This is a genomic window from Achromobacter sp. NCFB-sbj8-Ac1-l (assembly GCF_052695805.1).
On record NZ_CP199812.1, the window covers coordinates 3587806 to 3606733 of the forward strand.

Consider the following 18928-nt stretch of genomic DNA (forward strand, 5'->3'; position numbering starts at 1 on the left):
GACACTATGTCCAAGTATCTGATCAATATCGTTGTTTTCCTCAGCGGCCTGGCCGTGGCCGGCTGGATCGGCGCGGGCTACGCGGGCACCAATCCCCTGGCGCTGGCGGTCACCCTGCTGATCTGTGCCTGCTACCTGGCCGGCGCGCTTGAACTGCTGCGCTACCAGCAGGCCACGGCATCGCTCAGACGCGCGGCCAACGGTCTGTCGCAGCCGCCCGCCAGCCTGGGCGCCTGGCTCGACACCCTGCACCCCAGCCTGCGCAGCGCCGCTCGTCTGCGCATCGAAGGCGAACGCGTGGGCCTGCCCGGCCCGGCGCTGGCGCCGTACCTGGTCGGCCTGCTGGTACTGCTGGGCATGCTGGGCACCTTCCTGGGCATGGTGGTGACGCTGCGCGGCACGGGCACGGCGCTGGAAAGCGCGACCGACCTGGCCGCCATCCGCGCGTCGCTGGCCGCCCCCGTGAAGGGCCTGGGCTTTGCCTTCGGCACCTCGATCGCGGGCGTCGCCACCTCGGCCATGCTGGGCCTGCTGGCCGCACTGAGCCGCCGCGACCGCATCCAGGCCGCGCAACTGCTCGACAGCAAGGCCGCCACCACGCTGCGCATCTACACCCAGCAGCACCAGCGCGAAGAAAGCTTCAAGCTGCTGCAACGCCAGGCCGAAGTGCTGCAACGGCAGGCCGAAGCCATGCCCACGCTGGTCGACCGCCTGGACGCCATGATGCGCAACATGGAACAGCAGAGCCAGTCGCTGAACGAGCGCCAGCTGGCCAGCCAGGACGCGTTCCAGGGCAAGGCCGAAGCCGCCTACGCGCGCCTGGCCGCCGTGATGGAACAGTCGATGAAGGAAAGCGTGGCCGAAAGCGCCCGCTCGGCTGGCGAGGCGCTGCAGCCCGCCGTGCAGGCCACCCTGGCCGGCCTGTCGCGCGAAACCGCCACGCTGCATGGCGCGGTGACCGACGCGGTGCAGCGCCAGCTGGACGGCCTGACCACCGGCCTGCAGGCGGCCACCGCCAACGTCGCGGGCATCTGGAACCAGGCCCTGGCCGGCCAGCAGGCCGCCAGCGAAACCCTGGCGCAGGACCTGCGCAATTCGCTGGACCGCTTTGCCCAGACCTTTGAACAGCGTTCGGCCGCCCTGCTCGATGGCGTGTCCGCGCGCCTGGAAGCCTCGTCGGGCACCATGTCCGAGGCCTGGCATACGGCGCTGTCGCGCCAGGAACAGGCCAGCGAAAAGCTGGCCGGCGAAAACCTGCAAGCCCTGACGGCGGCGGCCGCCAGCTTCGAACAGCATTCGGCGTCGCTGCTGCGCACGCTGAACCAGTCGCACACCGTCCTGCAATCCGAACTGGCTTCGCGCGACCAGCAACGCCTGGCCGCGTGGACCGAAACGCTGGGCGCCATGTCTGCCACGCTGCGCCAGGAATGGCAGGCCGCAGGCGCGCAAGCCGCCGACCGCCAGCAGGAAATCAGCCTGGCGCTGGCCCGCACCGCCCAGGACCTGACCGCCCACGCGCACACCCAGGCCGGCCTGCTGGACAGCGTATCCGCCCGCCTGGAAACCGCCGCCGGCAAGGTGTCGGCGCAATGGCACGAGGCGCTGGCCCGCCAGGCCGAGGTCAGCGACAAGCTGGCCGGCGACAACCGCGAGGCCCTGGCCGCTGCCGCCGCCACCTTCGAAACGCATTCCGCGTCGCTCTTGCGCTCGCTGGATCAGTCGCACACCGATCTGCAGGCGGCCCTGGCCGCGCGCGACGAACAGCGCCTGGCCGCCTGGGCCGGCACGCTGGGCGCCGTGGCCGACAAGCTGGGCCGCGCATGGGAAGAAGCGGGCACGCAAGCCGCCGCGCGCCAGCACGAGATCAGCCAGGCCCTGGCGCAGACCACCCAAGACCTGGCCGCCCGCAGCGAGGCGCAAGCCGCCCTGCTCGACACCGTGGCCGCGCGCATCGAATCGGCGGCCGGCGGCGTGACCCAAGCCTGGACCGACGCGCAGGTACGCCAGGAACTGACCAGCGAGAAACTGGCCAGCGACAACCAGCAGGCCCTGGCCACCGCCGCGGCCGCCTTCGAGGCGCATTCGGCGTCGCTCTTGCGCACGCTGGACCAGTCGCAGGCCGACCTGCACGCCGCCCTGGCCGCCCGCGACGAACAACGCCTGGCCGCCTGGAACGACTCGCTGGGCGAGCTGGCCGCCAAGCTGGGCCACGAATGGCGCGAGGCCGGCGCGCAGACCGCCGCCCGCCACCAGGAACTCGGCCAGTTGCTGAGCCAGACCGCACAGGACCTGACCGCGCAGACCCAGGCCCAGGCCGCCCTGCTGCAAGACATGTCGACCCGCCTGGAGACGGCCGCTGCCCGCGTGACCGACGCCTGGACCGAGGCCCAGGTGCGCCAGGAACTGACCAACGAAAAGCTGGCCAGCGACAACCAGCAGGCCCTGACCACCGCGTCGGCCGCGTTCGAACAGCACTCGGCCTCGCTGCTGCAGACGCTGGGCCAATCGCAGGCCGGCTTGCAGGCCGAGCTGGCCTCGCAAGACCAGGCGCGCCTGGCCGCGTGGACCGACAAGCTGGGCGCCATGGCCGACGCCCTGCGGCAGGAATGGGAACAGGCCGGCGCCCGCAGCGCCAGCCTGCAGCAAGAGATCTGCGCCACGCTGGCCCAGACCGCTGACAGCATCGCCGCCCAGACCGAAGCCCACGCCAACGGCACCATCGCCGAAATCAGCCACCTGGTGCAAGCCGCCTCGGAAGCCCCGCGCGCCGCCGCCGAGGTCATCGGCGAGCTGCGCCAGAAGCTGTCGGACAGCCTGGCCTACGACAACGCCATGCTGGAAGAACGCAACCGCCTCCTGGACACGCTGGCCACGCTGCTGGATGCCGTCAACCATGCCTCCAGCGAACAGCGCACCGCCGTGGACGCGCTGGTGTCGTCGTCCGCCGACCTGCTGGACCGCGTGGGCGCGCAGTTCACCGACAAGGTCGATGCCGAAGCCGGCCGCCTGACCGACGTGGCCGACCAGGTGGCCAGCAGCGCCATCGAAGTGGCCAGCCTGGGCGATGCCTTCGGCGCCGCCGTGCGGCTTTTCGGCGAGTCCAACGATTCGCTGGTGGCGCACCTGCAACGCATCGAAGCCGCGCTGGACAAGTCCATCGCCCGCGGCGACGAGCAACTGGCCTACTACGTGGCGCAAGCCCGCGAAGTCGTGGACCTGAGCACGCAGTCGCAGAAGCAGATCATTGAAAACCTGCGCCAGCTGGCCACCCAACGCGCCGCCGCCGGCGCAGAAGCCGCATGAGCGCGGGCGAAGACATCGACGGCGGCGTCGAACCCGCCGTGCCGACCTGGGCCGTGTTCGGCGACCTGATGTCGGTGCTGCTGGGCGCGTTCGTCCTGATCCTGGTCAGCGTGGTGGCCGTGCAGCTCCAGCTGTCCACCCAGCTCGAACAAGAGGTCAAGCAGCGCCAGGAAGAAACCCAGCGCCGCCAGACGCTGGAACAGGCCCTGGCCGCGCCGCTGGCCGCCGGCCGCGTGACGCTCATCAACGGCCGCATCGGCATCAGCGGCAGCGTGCTGTTCGCGCTCAATTCCGACCAATTGCAGCCCGAGGGCCGCGAGGTCCTGAAAAGCCTGATCGAGCCGCTGTCGGCCTACCTGAAGGCCAACAACGAGATCCTGATGGTCAGCGGCTATACCGACGACCAGCAGGTGCGCGAAGGCAACCGCCGTTTCGCCGACAACTGGGACCTCTCGGCCCAGCGCGCGCTGACCGTCACGCGCGCCCTGATCGACGAGGGCGTGCCGTCGGCGTCCGTGTTTGCGGCCGCGTTCGGCTCGGAACAACCGGTGGCGTCCAACGCCGACGAAGCGGGCCGCGCCAAGAACCGCCGGGTCGAGATCACCCCCATCCCCAAGCCGTCCAACGGCGAGGAGCCGCCACGTGGGCAGTGACGGCAGCCTGGGCCCGACGCCAGACCCGGCCACCGACATCGGCACGCTGCCGGACGCCTGCGCCACGCTGCAAGCCTGGCGCGAGCGCGGCGACGACCGCCTGGACCCGATCGCGTTCCACGTCATCGACGCCCTGGCGCGCCGAGTGGCCGACCAGCACGGCGCCGTGCGGCAACGGCTGGATGAACGGCTGGCGCAGTTGATGCAGGCCTACGCCGACCGCCTGCCTCACCTGGCAGACCCATATCTGGCTGCCCCACATCTGGCAGCCCCTAATCAGGCCGTCCCGCAAGCTCAGGCCGCCCCTCAAGTCCAGGCGACCCCGCGCCCGCGCGGCCCCCTGGCCGAGCTGGCCGCCTTTCTGGCCTACCCCGGCGAACCCGGCGACGACCCCGATGCCGCCGCCGCGCAAGCGCGCCGCGACGCCTACCCCGACCTGCCGGCGCTGGATTACTTTCGCGAAGTGTGGTCGGGCCTGAGCGCCGATCGCCAGGTGCGCCAGTCGCAGGAACAGGTGCACAAGAACGCCGGGCCGCTCAATTCCAACCAGCTGGTGCACCGCGCCCTGTCGCTGATGCGCGAGCTGTCGCCCGGTTACTTGCAGCAGTTCGTGGCCTACACCGAGACCCTGGCCTGGATGGAACAGGTCACGGCCGCGGCCGTGCCGGCGCCCGCCAAAGACGCGCCGCGCGCCGCCAAGAAGACCAGCCGGACCAAGGCCCGCTGAGCGCAGCGGCCTGGCCTGACGGCCGCTTGCCCAGCCAGGCGTCACTGCCTTCAGCCAGAAAGCGTCCTAAGCCGTTTCCCTGGGCAACCACGCGCCATGGAACCCGGCAGGAATCCGGCTGGGCAAGCGCACCGTCGCGAGCGGCCCGGCTTGCAGATCGCGCCCGTCCAGCACCACCACGTCGCTGGTATGGCTGGCCTGGCGGTACACGCACACCAAGACCCAACCATCGTCTTCATCCCGCGCCCCGGGGCGCGGCACGAACACCGGTTCGCTGTTCTGGTCGCCCGGCGGAACCCGATATTGCTGCGTCGCCCCCGTTGCCAGGTCGTAACGCACCACGCCGCGCATTTCCTGGTTGTTCGGCTGCTGCACCGCATAGACGTAGCGGTAGGGCTGCCCCGTCCTGCCCTCGTTGATGCGCGGCAGCTCGATGCCCGCCTCGTCCAGTGCACGCTCGCTGACCGTGCCGCGCGCCAGATCGATCTCGTAGCGCCACAGCACGCCCAGCGGGTTCTCTTCAAAACCCGCACCGCTGCCCGACAGCCGCAGGTATTCCAGATAGCGCACCACGTCCAGCACCACCGTCGTGTCGTCCGCCTCGTACGCATTCACCCCGTGCAGGATGAAACACGGCGCCACCTCGAACCAGCGCACCGGCCCGCCGTGGCGCGGGATCACGCCCAGCCGCGACAGGCGTTCGTCATGCCAGCGCAGCGGCATGCGGTAGCCGCGTTGCAGCAGGGAAAAGTCGTACGCCACGTTCAGGTCCAGCAGGATGCTGTAGCGCGCCGTGATCGCCATGTCGTGCATCATCGACGGCCCCGGCACCTCGATCAGCTGGTCCACCAGGGGCTGGCCGTCCGGGCCCGCCACGCCGTAGCGCAGCCACGGCTGTTCCCAATGGGACCGGAAGCTCATCAATTCCCCCGTCCGGGGGTCGACCTTGGGATGCGCCGTCATGCCTGCCGCCAGGCCGGGGTGGCGCTGGCTGGCGCCGCCGAAATCCAGCCCCGGCGTCATCACAAGCGGCGCGCCGCCCTCGGCCAGCGCCAGGGTCTCACCGGCGTGGCGCAGCACGTTGACGTTGGGGTTGGTGTCCGGCAAGCCGTCCGCCTGCTCTGGTGCATGTACACGCGCCCAGGTCCGGGTACGGGCCCAGCGGTTGCGGTAGCGCATCGCCCGGCCATCCCGAAATTCAATCGCGTGCAGCATCGCCGGCTGGGGCCACCACGACAGCACGTCGTTGCCCTCGAAGCGCCCGCCCAGCGGATTGGGGCCGTTGCGGACCAGTACGCCGTCCAGCCCGGGCGGCAGCTCGCCGTCCACGGGCAGGTCCGTCAGATCGGTTTCATGGGCCAGCGCCGCGGTGGCGCCGGTGTTCAGATCGAATGTGCTCATGCTTGCGTCCTTTGCGGCGAAATGTCGCAGGACGCATTTTTACCCGGATTAAATTAATCCGTCAATATTACCCGGGTTTAATTAGCGCAAGTCTTCCGGGTTCATCGACGCATCGCGCACGTACGGATCGCCCGGCTCAGGCTGCAGCGTCGCTTCGATCTCGGGGGGAAACGCCGGTATCTTGCTGGTCTGCATCACCACCCAGCGCATGATGGCGTGCAGGTAGTTGAAGGGGGCCGCGAGCACGTACATGAGTCCAGGCGTCTGGGCGTCGTTGGCGAAGACGCGTTCCTTGCTGAACGCGAAGCGCTCGCGCTTGCCGTCCACCGGCATGCAATACAGCACGGCGTCCAGCACCGCCTGCGGCCCTTCTTCCATGTAGCGGCGCAGGAATTCCCAGTGGGAATAGGCGTTTTCGACGCGGCTGGTGGCGATGCAGAACGAAAACGTCTCCTTCACGGTGACGCCATCCGGGTCCAGGATCAGCCCGCGGATATCCCAATTGCGCATGCCGAACGCGGCCTTGCCGCGGCCCAGCGTGAAGTAGATCTTGTCCCAGGGCGCGGTCAGCACGGTGCCATCCAGCCGGAACACATGCACCAGGCGGCGCTTTCGGTCCAGCGCGATGGGGTAGTAGGTCCAGCGGAACATCTCTTTGCAGGCGACCCAGGCCCCCAGGGCACCCACCACCGCGAACATCGCCATGCCGAAGAAAACCGCTTCCCAGAGGCCGTTCTCGTTGGGCAGGTCATCCACCACCAGGATCCAGGCCAGCTTCAGGATGACGCCAATGCCGAAGGCCACGCCTATCGCGCCGAGCAGGGCCACGAAACCGCGCCACCCGTACCAGCGGTCCACCGACAGCAGGCTGTTGGAATTCATCTTCACCACGCACAACTGCGCCAGCAGCGGGACGTCCAGGCGCTTTTTCTGCAGCAGCCGGTGCTCGCGGTCGAATTCTGTCAGGGGACGGTTATTGGGAAACCGGGACAGCAACCCCGTGAAGTCCATCACTCCCCTCCCAGTGCCACACGCAGACTGTTCACTTCTTGCTGCACTCCATAGTAGTAATCGGCGCCGGCCTGCCCCTGCAGCTTGCCCCACAGGCACCGCTTGAGCCATTCATCGATCTTGTTGCCTTTGAATTTCTCGATCAGCACCGCCACGACGATCAGCAGGACGGCGGCGATCAGCCCCACAACGGTCCACGACATGGCGAACGCGCCCACGACAATCAGGCTCAGCCCCCCCGAGGCCAGGTACAGGCCGCCCATCCAGCCGTTTTTCTCGATCATGATCTGATCCAGGCCGGATTTCACGTCGAACGCGGCCATGAGCACGCCGGTCACCACCCCCGTGCGGCTGCCCCAGCGCATCAGCAGCGTCGTGGTGGATTCGAGCCCCAGGCCCATCCCCAAGCGCATGCCGGCGGCCATCCGGCCCTTGAGCGCCATGCCCAGGACCTCCGCCACCGACCCGCCAGCCGATGCGATGCCAATCACGAACTTCCAGCTTGCATCGGTGCGTTCGTGCGGCATGGCCGATTCCAGATCGCTCCAGAGCTTGTACACCGCCACGGTCTGGAACAGGCAGCTGACGACGCCAACCCGGACATCCGTGGTGATCGTCGTGCGCCAGCGCGACAGTTCCCTGGCCTCGTATTCTTCCATCGTCATGGACGTCTGCGCCAGCATCCTGGCCCGGTCGGCCGCCCGGCCTTCCCGGGGCACGCTGGCCGCCGCTTCCCTGTCCACCAGCATGAACCAGCGCTTCTTGTCGGTGCCTTCCAGCTGTTCGCCGCGCACTTCCAGCCGCCGCAATTCGTCGGCCACGGCGCGCTCCATCTGCCGCATGTTCACCTGGCCGCCATGCTGGCGCATGAGTTCGCGGATCAGCGCGGCGCGGAAGGTCTTCTTGCCGCCCTCGACTTCGACAATCACCACGTCGTGGCGCGACAGCAAGCCCAGGTACATGGCCAGCTTGCGCGCAATCGAGCTGTCCACGCCCAATCGCAGCACCTGCACCACCGGGCCCATGATCTGTTCGAGCAGGCGCGCCGTCTTGTCCATCTGGCCTTCGCTCAGCACCTTCAGGCCGGTCTTGTAGGCCTCGTGCAGGTTACCCCAGGGAATGGCCTTCCAGTCCAGGGCGGCCTCGTGCGCCTCGACCACCTTCTTGATCACGAAATCCTGGTTGTGGAACATGGCGCGCAAAAGCAGATTGCGCGTGTCTTCGGGATCGCCTTGCAGCCATTCGACATACTGCTTGAAGCAGACGCGCTTGTCCTGGGTGCCGTCGATGCACAAGGAAAACACGGTCTGGAAGACCTCACCGCTATCGGCGCTGTTGACGTCGTAGTTGCACTCGAAGCCGTTGAACGTATCGCCGCAGGTGATCCAGGCCACGTGCGCCTTCGCCATCGGCACGATGGTGGCGGCGTCGAATTTGGTCAGGCGCTCGTCGAAATCCTTCTGCCATGCCCGACGCGCGTTCTCGTCGTAGTTGTCGAAGTACTTCTTCCAGGCATCCCAGCGCACCGTCCGGCGCTCCTGCTCGGTCGGGTGGCGGTAGTTCTCGGCCTCGGCCATGCGCTCTTTCTGGCGATCCGGGTTGATCATGTCCAGCACCAGCTGGCCGATCGCCAGGCCGCCGGCGCTGCCGCCGCCGCCGGCGCCCGCCATGTTGGGGCTGGTCGTGCCATAGACCGAATAATTGGACGCATCCTTGGCGCGGTCGCGCAGCAGATCGTTTTCGGCGGCCTGCATGATGATCTCGCTGACCGACTCGATCGACTTCGATACTGTCAGCGGACGCAGGTCTTCCTTGTTCGACACGAAATCGTCAAAGCGCAGGCGCATCAGCCGCGCCAGGTCCTGCAGGATGCCGGTGCTGTCCGGCAGCGCCAGCATCAGCCCCTTGCCGGGCAGGAACGCCTCGGCGGCGTTCTCGATCATCTCGCCCATCCAGCCCTTCACGTCGTAGTAGCCGACGGTGCTCCAGCCCAGCATCTGCTGCTTCTGTTGCAGATCGAGCTCGCGCTTGCGATGCACCACGTATTCGGCCGCCGTGTCCTTCAGGCTCTTGATGCTCTTGGCGTTGGCGTGCTGGCCGCTGGACAGCCAGGCCTGCACGTCGAACTTGAACATGTGGCGCTCGCGCATATCGGCGCCGCGCCGGCCCTTGTGGGCCTTGCATACGTCCTTGGTCCACTGCACGTCCGAAAACGTCAGCCACACGAACGTGGCCTTGCGCGCGTTGGGGATGGTCAGCAGCGAGGCCTTGGCTTCGTGATCCATCGTGCAGGTGAACGTGCGGTCGCAGTTCTCCACCGGCTTGTCGATATCGAAGTTGTACAGCGTGCCGTTCTCGTTGACGTAGTAGCCCTTGAGTTCCGAGCGCGCTTCGTCATACATGTACAGATAGCCGGGGCGCAGCAGGCGCACGCCGTAGCGCGCGCTGTCGCCCAAGGGCCGCTCTGCCAGTTGCGGCATGTTCAGGTCGCCTGCCAGCGCCGGGGACGGGTCCTCTTTCTTGAGCACCGCGTAGCGCAGCGGCATGATGGGCAGGCCGACCCGGTGAAACGGGCAATCTTCTTCGCAATCGATCGATGAACGCTTCTTTCCGCATTGCTTCACATCATCGGCCATCGGGCTCTCCAGTTCGTTCCAGCTCCGTGCGCACGCGGGCCCAGTCGTCATCCGACAGGTCCTGGATCGCGGCAAGGTAGGGGTAGTCATCATCCGGCTGCATCGCCGCCAGGCATTCGCGCACCCGTTCGTGGCGATGGAAGGCGGGGTGCACCGACAGCCCGTGCCGGGCAAACGCCTTGCGTTCCTGCGCCGTCGCCAGGCCCAGTTCGCGGGCCGTGCGGAAATGGTCCATCACGGTCCTGCCCAGCGCGATGCGGCGGTCAGGCGCCAAGCCGTCCAGGCCGGACAGCACTTCATTCAATGGCTGCACCTGGGTCAGCGCGAACGACTGCTCGTCACTGAGCCGCAGACGCGGCGCCGCCTCGGCCTCGGGCCGATCCAGCGCGCGCCACTCGCCATCCAGGTGAAACAGAAAGCGCTGCACCGGGCCGCACAGCCAGGCCAGCTGGCCCGGGTCCAATATCCACGACACCTGGACCAGCACGCGCGGATCAAAAAAGCGGAAAAAGCACGGCCCCTGCCCGGCGATGTCGACGATCATGCGCGACCGGCAATGCGCCGCCACGGCATCGGCGGGACGATCGGCTTGCAGCAGCAGCGCCAGCCACAGGTCGTCGCCGTCATGCGCCGCCTGGTTCAGGCTGGCCAGCACCTGCGTCCTGCCCGCCACGTCCAGGGCGGACAGATCCAGCAGCCGCGGCATCAGCCCGGGCATCTTGCGCAGCGCGGGCGGCACCAGCGCCTGGGCCCGCGCCGCCGCCAGAGGCGGTACGCCACGCGTCTGCTCATCCTGGATCAGGCCGAAGCCATAGGTACACAACGTCTGATAATCGAGCATGCCGCCGTCCATGTCGTGCCGGCCTAGCCCAGCGGCACGACGGCACCGCCCTGCTGGGCCGCGCCGCGCACGCGTGCTTCGCACAAGGGGCTGGCTTCGTTGAAGTTCAGGTTCGCCTGCGTGGTCTGTGGCCCGACCCAGCTGTGCGCGCCCGCCTTCAGCTCGACCTTGCCGGGGGCGTGCAGCTGGATGCCGCCGCCCTCCAGCCGCACGTAGGCGCCGCCGGCGGTGGCCAGCACGCGCTCCTTGCCCTGCACCAGCACGGCCGCGCTGGCCGACGCGATGGTCACGGCCTTCTCGGCCGTCAGGGTCATCTTGGCGCCCTGGCTGTGCAGGCGCAGCTTGCCGCCCGCCGCATGCAGCCGCAGGCCACGGTCCTGCACCGCACGGCTGCCGCCCGCCTCCTGGCCCAGTGTGAACAGCACCACGCCGGACGCCACCCCCATCGCCAGATGCGCGCTGCTCACCCAGTTCACGTCCGGCGCCACCTGCGCCAGCGTGCCCCCGGCCACCACGAATGCGTTGCCGGGCGTGTATTGCCCGATGCCGCTGGGCGCGCTCACCTGGATGTGCGGCTCGCTGTAGGCCGCCACCTTGACCGCACCGCCCTGTGCGGCGGCATCGTCCTGGGTGGCCTCGACCACGTCGCGCACGTGCGTCAGGCCCTCGTGCACCGGCAGGGCCTGCGGGTCGCCATCCAGAATCGCTTTCTGCTTGATCGCGATATCGCCCAGTTCCTTGGCCGATTCCAGCGCGGCGTCGATCTGCCTGGCGGCCTCGGCGCTGTCCAGCAGCGCGCCCTCGGCGTTCTCGCGCAGGTCGGCACTGATCAACAGGCCCTGGCCGCCGCGCAGCGCCACGGCTTCCTTGGTCGACAGCTCGGCGCCGTGGCCCAGGTCTTCCAGGCGTTCGTTGTCGCGCTGCTGCTTGACGTGCCCCAGGTTCAGGCGGGAATCGGCCTGCGTGGTCGACGCGGTCAGGCGCGACTGGCCGGGCGTGTCGTCCTGCACCAGCTGGTTGTAGCCGCCCGTGCCCGCGCCGCTGGTCGACAGCGCCTGGGTCTTGAAGCCGGACATCACCGCGTTGTGGGCATGGCCTTCACTGCCGCCCGCGAACCAGGCCGGGGCGTTGCCGGTGGCGTTGGCCCCGCCCGCCTGAACCTGGTTGTGCGAGGCGTCTTCGGCGCCCTCGCCGTTGTACAGCGCGCCCACCACCACGGGGCGGTCGATGTCGCCATGCAGGAACTCCACCAGCACTTCCTGCCCGACGCGCGGCACGAAATGGCCGCCCCAATCGCCGCCGGCCACCGGTTCGGCCACGCGCACCCAGGTACCCAGCTCATCCTTGGCCGGCGCGTTCTCTTCGCCCGACGGATGTGCCAGCCGGCTGCTGGAGGCCTTGCCGCGCTGCCAGTGAAACTGCACCTTGATGCGGTGGTCGCGGTCGGTGTGCACCGGTTCCTCGGCCCCCACGACCAGCGCCGTCTGGGCACCGAACACGGTGGGACGCGGATGGATGCGCACGCCATGGCCGTCCTGCGTCGCGGGGCGGAATTCGGTATCGCTGCCGATGCAGGTGAAGGTATTGCGGTAGAAATCGGCGTCTTCGTCAGCGTTGCCGCCCAAGGCTTCGCTCACCGCGCGGCCCAGGTCCGCGTCGAAGTTGTTGCGCGCCTGGTGCGTGATCGCGATCACCACGAAGGTGGACGGGCCGCCCTGCTGGTAGTGGCCGGTCAGCTCGAAACGCTGCCCCGGTGCCAGCGTGCGCACGGTACCCGCGCCTTGCACGCTGTGCTGGCGCACGCGCAGCGCGGCCAGCGCGTTGTGCGCCAGCCGTTCGCCCTGCGCACTGTCTTCGTAGGCATACTGGCCGGGGTAGTCGTCGCTGGCCAGTTCCAGCGCGTTTGCCAAGTTGCCGGCGTCAGCCTGTGCCGACACGGGCCGCGACTGGGCGCTGCGGTAGTCCCAGCTGGCCATGCGCACGGCATTGGTCTGCCAACGCTGGCGCGGGCTCCAGCGCTGGATGCTGTCTTCGGTTTCGGTCACGTCGGCGCGCGCAAACCGCACACTGGCCTGCGGGCCCGGCTTGAAGGCATCGTTGTGGTCGGCGATGACCAGGGTGTGGCCGTCGTCCGCGTGCTCGACCCAATAGAACAGCCCTTCTTCGGCCAGCAGGCGTTCGACGAAGGCGTAGTCGGTTTCGCGGTACTGGATGGTCAGGCTGCGCTTGACGTAGGCGGCGCGATCCTGCACGTCCCAGCGCCATTGCGGCGCCAGCGTGCCCTGGCCCTTGTAGTCGCCGAAAATGCTCTCGACGATGTCGATCACCGTCTTGTCCTGGTAGGCAAAGCTGTCGCGCCGCGCGCGCAGGAACGCCAGCCAGGGTTCCACCGTCAGGCCGTAGCGCGCCAGGCCGCCGTTGGCGCCCAGGAAACGCGCCGCCGTCGCATGGCCGTGCCACAGGCGCGGCTGCTCGCGATCCAGCGCCGTCTGCAAGCGCAGCGTGATCGGCTGGCCCAGCAAGGCCTTCAGCGGAATATGCGCGTCGTCCGACAGCGCGGTGATTTCCAGCCGGCAGGCGCCGCCGCTCAGCTGTTCGGTGGCCGACAAGGTCTCGGCCACCAGGCGGTTCTCGCCCAGCGGCGTGCGCAGGTCCAGCAGGCGGTTGGCCTGCGCGATACCGGCGGTCGACAGGCGGGAAAGTCCGGAAGCATCCTGGGGCATGGTCGCGGCTCCGGGCTCAGGTCAGGCGGTAACGGAAGTCGCCGTTCTTGCCGGCGGTCACCCGGATGCGCGCGATCGCTTCGCCTTGCGCCATGCGGCCCAGCACCTGCTCGGCGATCTGCGGCAACAGCGTGCCGTTCAAGATATGGTCGACGTTGCGCGCGCCGGTGTCCACTTCGGTGCAGCGCGCCAGCACGGCCTCGACCAGCGCCTCGTCCCAGTCGAACACCGCGCGGTGATTGGCCTGCACGCGCTCGGCAATGCGGCCCAGCTTCAGGCCGATGATGCGCACCAGCGCGTCGTCATCCACCGGGTAGTAGGCAATGGTCTTCATGCGGCCCAGGAAAGCGGGCTTGAAGGCCTTGTACAGTTGCGGGGCCAGCAGTTCCTGCAGGGCCTCGGGGTCTGGCCGTTCGTCCGCCGGCTTGTTCAGGCAGGCCTGCATGATGGCCGACGAGCCGACGTTGGACGTCAGGATGATGAGCGTATTGCGAAAATCGATCTCGCGCCCTTCGGCATCGTCCATCACGCCCTTGTCGAACACCTGGAAGAACAGCTCCAGCACGTCGGGATGCGCCTTTTCGATTTCGTCCAGCAGCACCACGCTGTAGGGCTGGCGCCGCACGGCCTCGGTCAGTACGCCGCCTTCGCCGTAGCCCACATAGCCGGGCGGCGAGCCTTTCAGGCCCGACACGCTGTGGGCCTCCTGGTATTCGCTCATGTTGATCGTGACCAGCTTGCGCTCGCCGCCATACAGGATGTCGGCCACCGCCAGCGCGGTCTCGGTCTTGCCCACGCCGGACGGGCCGACGAACAGGAACACGCCCTTGGGCTTGTTCGGGTCTTCCAGCCCGGCGCGCGCGGTGCGCACGCGCTGGGCAATGGCATGCAGCGCATGGTCCTGGCCGATCACGCGCTCGGCCAGCAGCGGCTGCAATTCCAGCACCGTGCGGATCTCGTCATTGACCATGCGGCCCAGCGGAATGCCCGTCCAGGCCGAGACGATCTCGGCGATCACCTGCGCATCCACGTAGGCCGGCACCAGCGGCGCCTCGCCCTGCAAGGCGCGCAATTGCTGCTGCAACGCGGCCAGTTGAGCCTGCGCGGGCGTGGGTTCCGCGGCCTTGCCGCTGCGGCGCTTGCCGGCGGTCTCGGCTTCGGGTTCCTGGCCCGCGGCCTCCAGTTCTTCGCGCAGCGCGTGGATCTGCCGCACCAGCTCGCTTTCCTGCGCCAGGCGCGCTTCGGCGGCCGTCAGTTCCTGGCGGGTGGCGTCCATTTCCTCGTCCAGTTCGCGCAGGCGAGCCGACTGCACGGCGCCGGTCGCGGCTTCGCGGCGCAGCGCGGCACGCTCGGTGTCCTGGCGGGCCAGGCGGTGGCGCGCGTCGTCGATCAGGGCCGGCGTGGCGCTGCGGCCCAGCGCCACCCGGGCGCAGGCCGTATCCAGCACGCCCACCGCCTTGTCGGGCAACTGCCGTCCGCTGATGTAGCGGTGCGACAGGCGGGCCGCAGCCACGATGGCCTCGTCCAGGATGCGCACGCCGAAATGCTGTTCCATCAGCGGCGCCATGCCCCGCAGCATGCTGGCGGCCAGGGTTTCGCTGGGTTCTTCCACCTTCACCACCTGAAAGCGTCGCGCCAGGGCCGCGTCCTTCTCGAAGTACTTCTTGTACTCGCTCCAGGTGGTGGCCGCGATGGTGCGCAATTCGCCGCGCGCCAGCGCCGGCTTGAGCAGGTTGGCCGCATCGTTCTGCCCCGCCTGCCCGCCCGCGCCGATCATCGTGTGGGCTTCGTCGATGAACAGGATGATGGGCGTAGGGCTTTGCTTGACCTCGTCGATCACGCTTTTCAGGCGGTTCTCGAACTCGCCCTTGACGCTGGCGCCGGCCTGCAAAAGGCCCATATCCAGCGTGCGCAACGCCACGCCCGCCAGGGCCGGCGGCACGTCGCCGGCCACGATGCGCAGCGCCAGGCCTTCGACCACCGCGGTCTTGCCCACGCCGGCCTCGCCGGTCAGGATGGGGTTGTTCTGGCGCCGCCGCGTCAGGATGTCGATCATCTGGCGGATCTCGGCATCGCGGCCGATCACCGGATCGATCTTGCCCTCGCGGGCGCGCTCGGTCAGGTTGGTGGTGTACTGGTCGAGCGCGGGCGTCCTGGACAGGCCGGCGGCGGGCGTGGCGGCGTCCCCTTGCGCGGCGCCGTCGCCCAACGCCACCGACTGCCCGGCCTCTTCCGAGCCTTCGGTCAATGCCGCGAAGTCATGCTTCAGCTCTTGCAGCCGGAACGACTCGAACAAGCGCGAACCGCGCCGCGCCAGCGCGGCCAGGTCCGGTTCGGTCAACAGCGCCAGCAGCAGATGGCCCGAGCGGATGCGGGTCGTCTGCGTATCCAGCGACGCGATCAGCCAGGCGTGTTCGAACATGCGCGGCAGGTGCGGCGAAAACACCGGCGTGCGGGTGTTGCCGTTCTTGAAGCCGCGGATCTCGGCGTTCAGGTCGGCTTCCAGCACGGCGGCCTCGATGCCGCTGCGGCGCGCCACCAGGCTGAAGTCGCTGGCCGGCTTTTCCAAGAGCGCCAGGAACAGGTGTTCGAGGTCCACCTCGTAGTGGCCTTGCGCCATGCACAGGCTGGCGGCGCGCTCGGCGGCCTGGCGGCAGGTCTGGTTCAGTTTCCCGATCAGGGTTTTCAGGGGAGTGGCCATGTTCTGGGTTGTCTTGTTCTTAGTGGATGGTGTGCAGTTCGTAGCTGGCGTCGTCGCGATCCGACGCCGACGGTTCGGTGCAAAGAAAGGAATTCCAGCCCAGGCGTGCGCCGCCGCTGTCGGCATCGCCGCCCAGCGCGCTGCCGGCGACGTCCTCTTTGGCCATCACCAGGCGCACCTCGTATTCGAAGCTCAGCCCGCCGAACATCGTCAGCAGCTTTTCCAGCGCCTGCGCGCGGGCGCCGCCGGGCAGGAAATCGGCGAACGCCGACTTGGACAGCGGGCCGATCCACAGCCGGATGCGCAGGTCGCGCTGCCAGATGCGATCGCCGGCCATGGCCGACACGCCCAGCACGGCGCCGGGGCGGCCCAGCTGGGTGCGGTTTTCGGGCGGCACGTGGTACCAGCGGCCCACGAACTGCTCGACCCGCAGGGCGACCTGGAAGTAATCGGCCAGCACCCGTTGCAGATAGGCGGCCGACACCGGCCGCTGCCGCGCCGCCGCCGCATAGTGCGCCAGCGACTCGTCGAACACGCGGCCTTCGCCGGCATGCAGGCGGTCGCGCAGCGCCGGATGGCCCACGCCGCCCAACGCCAGCAGCAGCGGCAGGTAGTGGTGGTCCTGCTCGGTCTCGTGCCGCAGCGGCATGCGGTATTTTTTCCAGGCCGCATAGAACAGCGCCGCGGCCCGGTTCGAGAAAATATCGAAAAAGGCGCGCGCACCGCGGTCGCGGGTGGCGCTTTCCCGATGACTCAGAATCTCGGAATAGTGCAGCGGCAAAGCGCCCTGCCCGCCCAGCAAACCGAAGAACGCCGGCTCGATCTCGACCCGGCCCAGCGTGCCGGCCGCCAGCGCCGCCAGGCGCGCGTCGGCGTCGTGCAGGACCTGGCCGTTCTTGTCAAAGGCGGTCAGCCCCGCGATCTCGCTGGCGGGAAAGCCCAGCGACGACGAATTGACGAAGCGCAGGTGCGCCGGCACCGCATTCCTGGCCCGCGTGCCTTCCTGGCGCGCAAACCACAGCTCCAGCACCCGCACGGCCTGGAAGAACTTGAAGCGCTGCGGCTCGGCCAGCAGCGATTCGATTACGCTAGGATCGCGTCGCCGTTGCATGGAGGACACCGTAGGATTTCTTCCGCGCCGCGGCGCGACAGCACCACCAACTGCACGAAGCTGTTGGCGTGCACGTAAAGGCCAAAGAATCGGTTGATCACCGCCACGAAGGCATGCAGGCTGGTGCCCACGAAATTGTCTTCGTTGATCGTCAGCCGGATCTCGATGCCGCGCACGAAGGTCGCGAACGGCTCGCCCGGCATCCAGTGCGTGGCGGGCTTGTAGTCCAGCCCCACCAGCCCTTCGATCTGGCGCGCCGCCACCGCCGCGTGCGACAGGTCGTACAGGCGCAGCGTTTCCTTCAGCGCCGGCAAGCCGCTGTGCACCAGCGACAGATGATTCAGCGCCAGGTGCGAGATCAGCCGCCAGTGCGCCGCGCGGCCCTGCTGGAAGCGGTGCGTGTGGGTCGGGCGGCGCAGCATGCGGATCTCGCGCGCCACCGAGCCGCCTTCCAGGAACAGGTCGCCCCCAGGCTGGCCCACCGCCAGGTGCGACGGCAGGTCGCGGTTGGTGCAGGTCAGCTCCAGGCTCAGCGTTTCGGTCTGCGGCAGCGCCGGATTGAAGTCGATGTCGACGATGGACATCTCCATCTCGTAGCCCGGGCTGCGCTCGGCCACCATCGGGTCACGCCGCGCCGTCCAGTAATGGCTGGCGCCTTCGGGCGTTTCGCCGTGGTGCAGCGAATAGAACGGCCGGAATTCCACCACCGAATCGCCCTGCGCGTTCTGCCGCACCAGCCGCACGCGGTCAATGGAATAGACCTCGTAGCCGTAGGCGCGGCGGGCATCGGCCACCACCGGGTACGACGCGGCGGCGTGCGTGACACGAATCGGGTCGGCGCGCTGCTCGAACAGGTTGATCACCGGCGTGCAGCCCAGGCGGAAGTTGTCCGCCGACGCCGATTCCAGCAGGCGCGCGGTGTTCGAATCGGCGCGCAGGCCCTTGACCGGCAGGTGCAGCGTGAATTCGCGCACCGGCCCCACTGCGCGCCGCAGCGCCGCCAGGTCGATATCGACGAAATTGAATTTCTCGGAAAAGACGAAATACTCGGCCAGCAGCCGGTAGGCCGGATGCGAGCTGGCCGGAAAATCGATCAGCGCGTCTTCTTCGGCCAGGCCCACCTGCGCCAGCGGCACCTCGGGCAGGCGGCTCCAGCGGCCCGGCTGCGTCTCGATGTAGGCTGCCGCGGTGCGCAGGAACAGGCAATCGCGCAGCGCCGCCACGAACGACGGCTCGCCGTGCAGATACACGCGCAGCCGATCGGTGGCCAGCGTGGCAAAGCTCTGCGTTTCGGCCAGGCAGGCCAGCGTCAGCGACAGGCGGCCGGTCACGCCCGGCGGCAGCTGCGTGGACGACGGCGCATTGGCGGTGGACGCAAACGCGGCCCCGCGGATGGCCACCGGCGCCAGCGTCACGTCGTAGGCCGTGCGGAAACGGCAGGCCACGCCGCGCACGGCGTGGGACTTCAATTCGGTGCCGCGCGCCAGCCGCACCGGCGCGGTCAGTTGGGCCGCCACCCCGCCCATGTCGAACTGCGCGATCGAACACGACGGAAACGGCCGCAGGTAGTGCGGGTACATCACCTCGAACAACGCTTCCGTGAATTCCGGATAGTCGTCGTCCAGCTTCTTGTTGATGCGCGCCCCCAGCAGCGCGAACGATTCGATCATGCGTTCGACGTGCGGATCTTCGCAGGTTTCCCCCGACAGCCCCAGGCGCGCCGCGATCTTCGGATAGCGCTGGGCGAAATCGCGCGACGAGCCGCGCAGGAACCCCAGCTCGCGTTCGTAATACGGCAGCAGTTCTTCCATCTTTCCCTTC

11 protein-coding genes are annotated in these 18928 nt (G+C 68.4%); 3 read left to right on the top strand and 8 right to left on the bottom strand.

All coding sequences use genetic code 11. The features are described from left to right. Positions 1-6 precede the first annotated feature (6 nt). The 3 genes from ACUDP5_RS16440 to ACUDP5_RS16450 are packed head-to-tail and all read left to right on the top strand — an operon-like array spanning position 7 to position 4683. Complete coding sequence (locus ACUDP5_RS16440; protein WP_445656609.1) at positions 7-3303, top strand: DUF802 domain-containing protein; 3297 nt, start codon at positions 7-9, stop codon at positions 3301-3303. Beyond that, positions 3300-3956 carry an OmpA family protein gene (locus ACUDP5_RS16445; RefSeq protein WP_263915612.1) on the top strand — a complete coding sequence of 219 codons (657 nt, stop codon included), beginning with the start codon at positions 3300-3302 and terminating at the stop codon, positions 3954-3956. The genes ACUDP5_RS16440 and ACUDP5_RS16445 overlap by 4 nt, the downstream gene beginning before the upstream one ends. After that, on the top strand, positions 3946-4683 hold the full coding sequence (locus ACUDP5_RS16450; protein WP_445656610.1) for a DUF2894 domain-containing protein: 738 nt from the start codon (positions 3946-3948) through the stop codon (positions 4681-4683). Before ACUDP5_RS16445 ends, ACUDP5_RS16450 begins: the two co-directional genes overlap by 11 nt. A gap of 66 nt (positions 4684-4749) precedes the next feature. On the opposite strand, the gene ACUDP5_RS16455 is transcribed toward ACUDP5_RS16450, so the two are convergent. From ACUDP5_RS16455 to tssF, 8 genes are all read right to left on the bottom strand, one after another. Beyond that, positions 4750-6084 (bottom strand): carotenoid oxygenase family protein, encoded by a 1335-nt coding sequence (locus ACUDP5_RS16455; protein WP_445656611.1) that lies wholly within the window; start codon positions 6082-6084, stop codon positions 4750-4752. Positions 6085-6165: 81 nt separating this feature from the next. Then, entirely contained in the window at positions 6166-7095 is a 930-nt protein-coding gene (locus ACUDP5_RS16460) for a DUF6708 domain-containing protein (protein WP_445656612.1), read from the bottom strand. After that, entirely contained in the window at positions 7095-9731 is a 2637-nt protein-coding gene (locus ACUDP5_RS16465; protein ID WP_263915615.1) for a T6SS effector BTH_I2691 family protein, read from the bottom strand. Before ACUDP5_RS16465 ends, ACUDP5_RS16460 begins: the two co-directional genes overlap by 1 nt. After that, positions 9721-10572, bottom strand: a complete 852-nt coding sequence (locus tag ACUDP5_RS16470) for a DUF4123 domain-containing protein (protein ID WP_263915616.1) — start codon at positions 10570-10572, stop codon at positions 9721-9723. Before ACUDP5_RS16470 ends, ACUDP5_RS16465 begins: the two co-directional genes overlap by 11 nt. A gap of 23 nt (positions 10573-10595) precedes the next feature. Next, entirely contained in the window at positions 10596-13295 is a 2700-nt protein-coding gene (locus ACUDP5_RS16475; protein ID WP_445656613.1) for a type VI secretion system Vgr family protein, read from the bottom strand. 16 nt (positions 13296-13311) lie between these two features. After that, entirely contained in the window at positions 13312-15996 is a 2685-nt protein-coding gene (gene tssH / locus ACUDP5_RS16480) for a type VI secretion system ATPase TssH (protein WP_445656614.1), read from the bottom strand. A 19-nt stretch (positions 15997-16015) separates the two neighbouring features. Continuing rightward, positions 16016-17116: a type VI secretion system baseplate subunit TssG gene (gene tssG / locus ACUDP5_RS16485; protein ID WP_263915619.1), complete on the bottom strand. Its 1101-nt coding sequence runs from the start codon at positions 17114-17116 to the stop codon at positions 16016-16018. After that, positions 17080-18918 (bottom strand): type VI secretion system baseplate subunit TssF, encoded by a 1839-nt coding sequence (gene tssF, locus ACUDP5_RS16490; RefSeq protein ID WP_263915620.1) that lies wholly within the window; start codon positions 18916-18918, stop codon positions 17080-17082. Before tssF ends, tssG begins: the two co-directional genes overlap by 37 nt. Positions 18919-18928: the final 10 nt, after the last annotated feature.

Bases quoted from the DNA above. Each gene is read 5' to 3' on its own strand.
- ACUDP5_RS16465 (WP_263915615.1), bottom strand. From the start codon at position 9,731: ATGGCCGATGATGTGAAGCAATGCGGAAAGAAGCGTTCATCGATCGAT.
- ACUDP5_RS16445 (WP_263915612.1), top strand. From the start codon at position 3,300: ATGAGCGCGGGCGAAGACATCGACGGCGGCGTCGAACCCGCCGTGCCG.
- ACUDP5_RS16440 (WP_445656609.1), top strand. From the start codon at position 7: ATGTCCAAGTATCTGATCAATATCGTTGTTTTCCTCAGCGGCCTGGCC.
- ACUDP5_RS16455 (WP_445656611.1), bottom strand. From the start codon at position 6,084: ATGAGCACATTCGATCTGAACACCGGCGCCACCGCGGCGCTGGCCCAT.
- tssH (WP_445656614.1), bottom strand. From the start codon at position 15,996: ATGGCCACTCCCCTGAAAACCCTGATCGGGAAACTGAACCAGACCTGC.
- tssF (WP_263915620.1), bottom strand. From the start codon at position 18,918: ATGGAAGAACTGCTGCCGTATTACGAACGCGAGCTGGGGTTCCTGCGC.
- ACUDP5_RS16470 (WP_263915616.1), bottom strand. From the start codon at position 10,572: ATGCTCGATTATCAGACGTTGTGTACCTATGGCTTCGGCCTGATCCAG.
- ACUDP5_RS16475 (WP_445656613.1), bottom strand. From the start codon at position 13,295: ATGCCCCAGGATGCTTCCGGACTTTCCCGCCTGTCGACCGCCGGTATC.
- ACUDP5_RS16460 (WP_445656612.1), bottom strand. From the start codon at position 7,095: ATGGACTTCACGGGGTTGCTGTCCCGGTTTCCCAATAACCGTCCCCTG.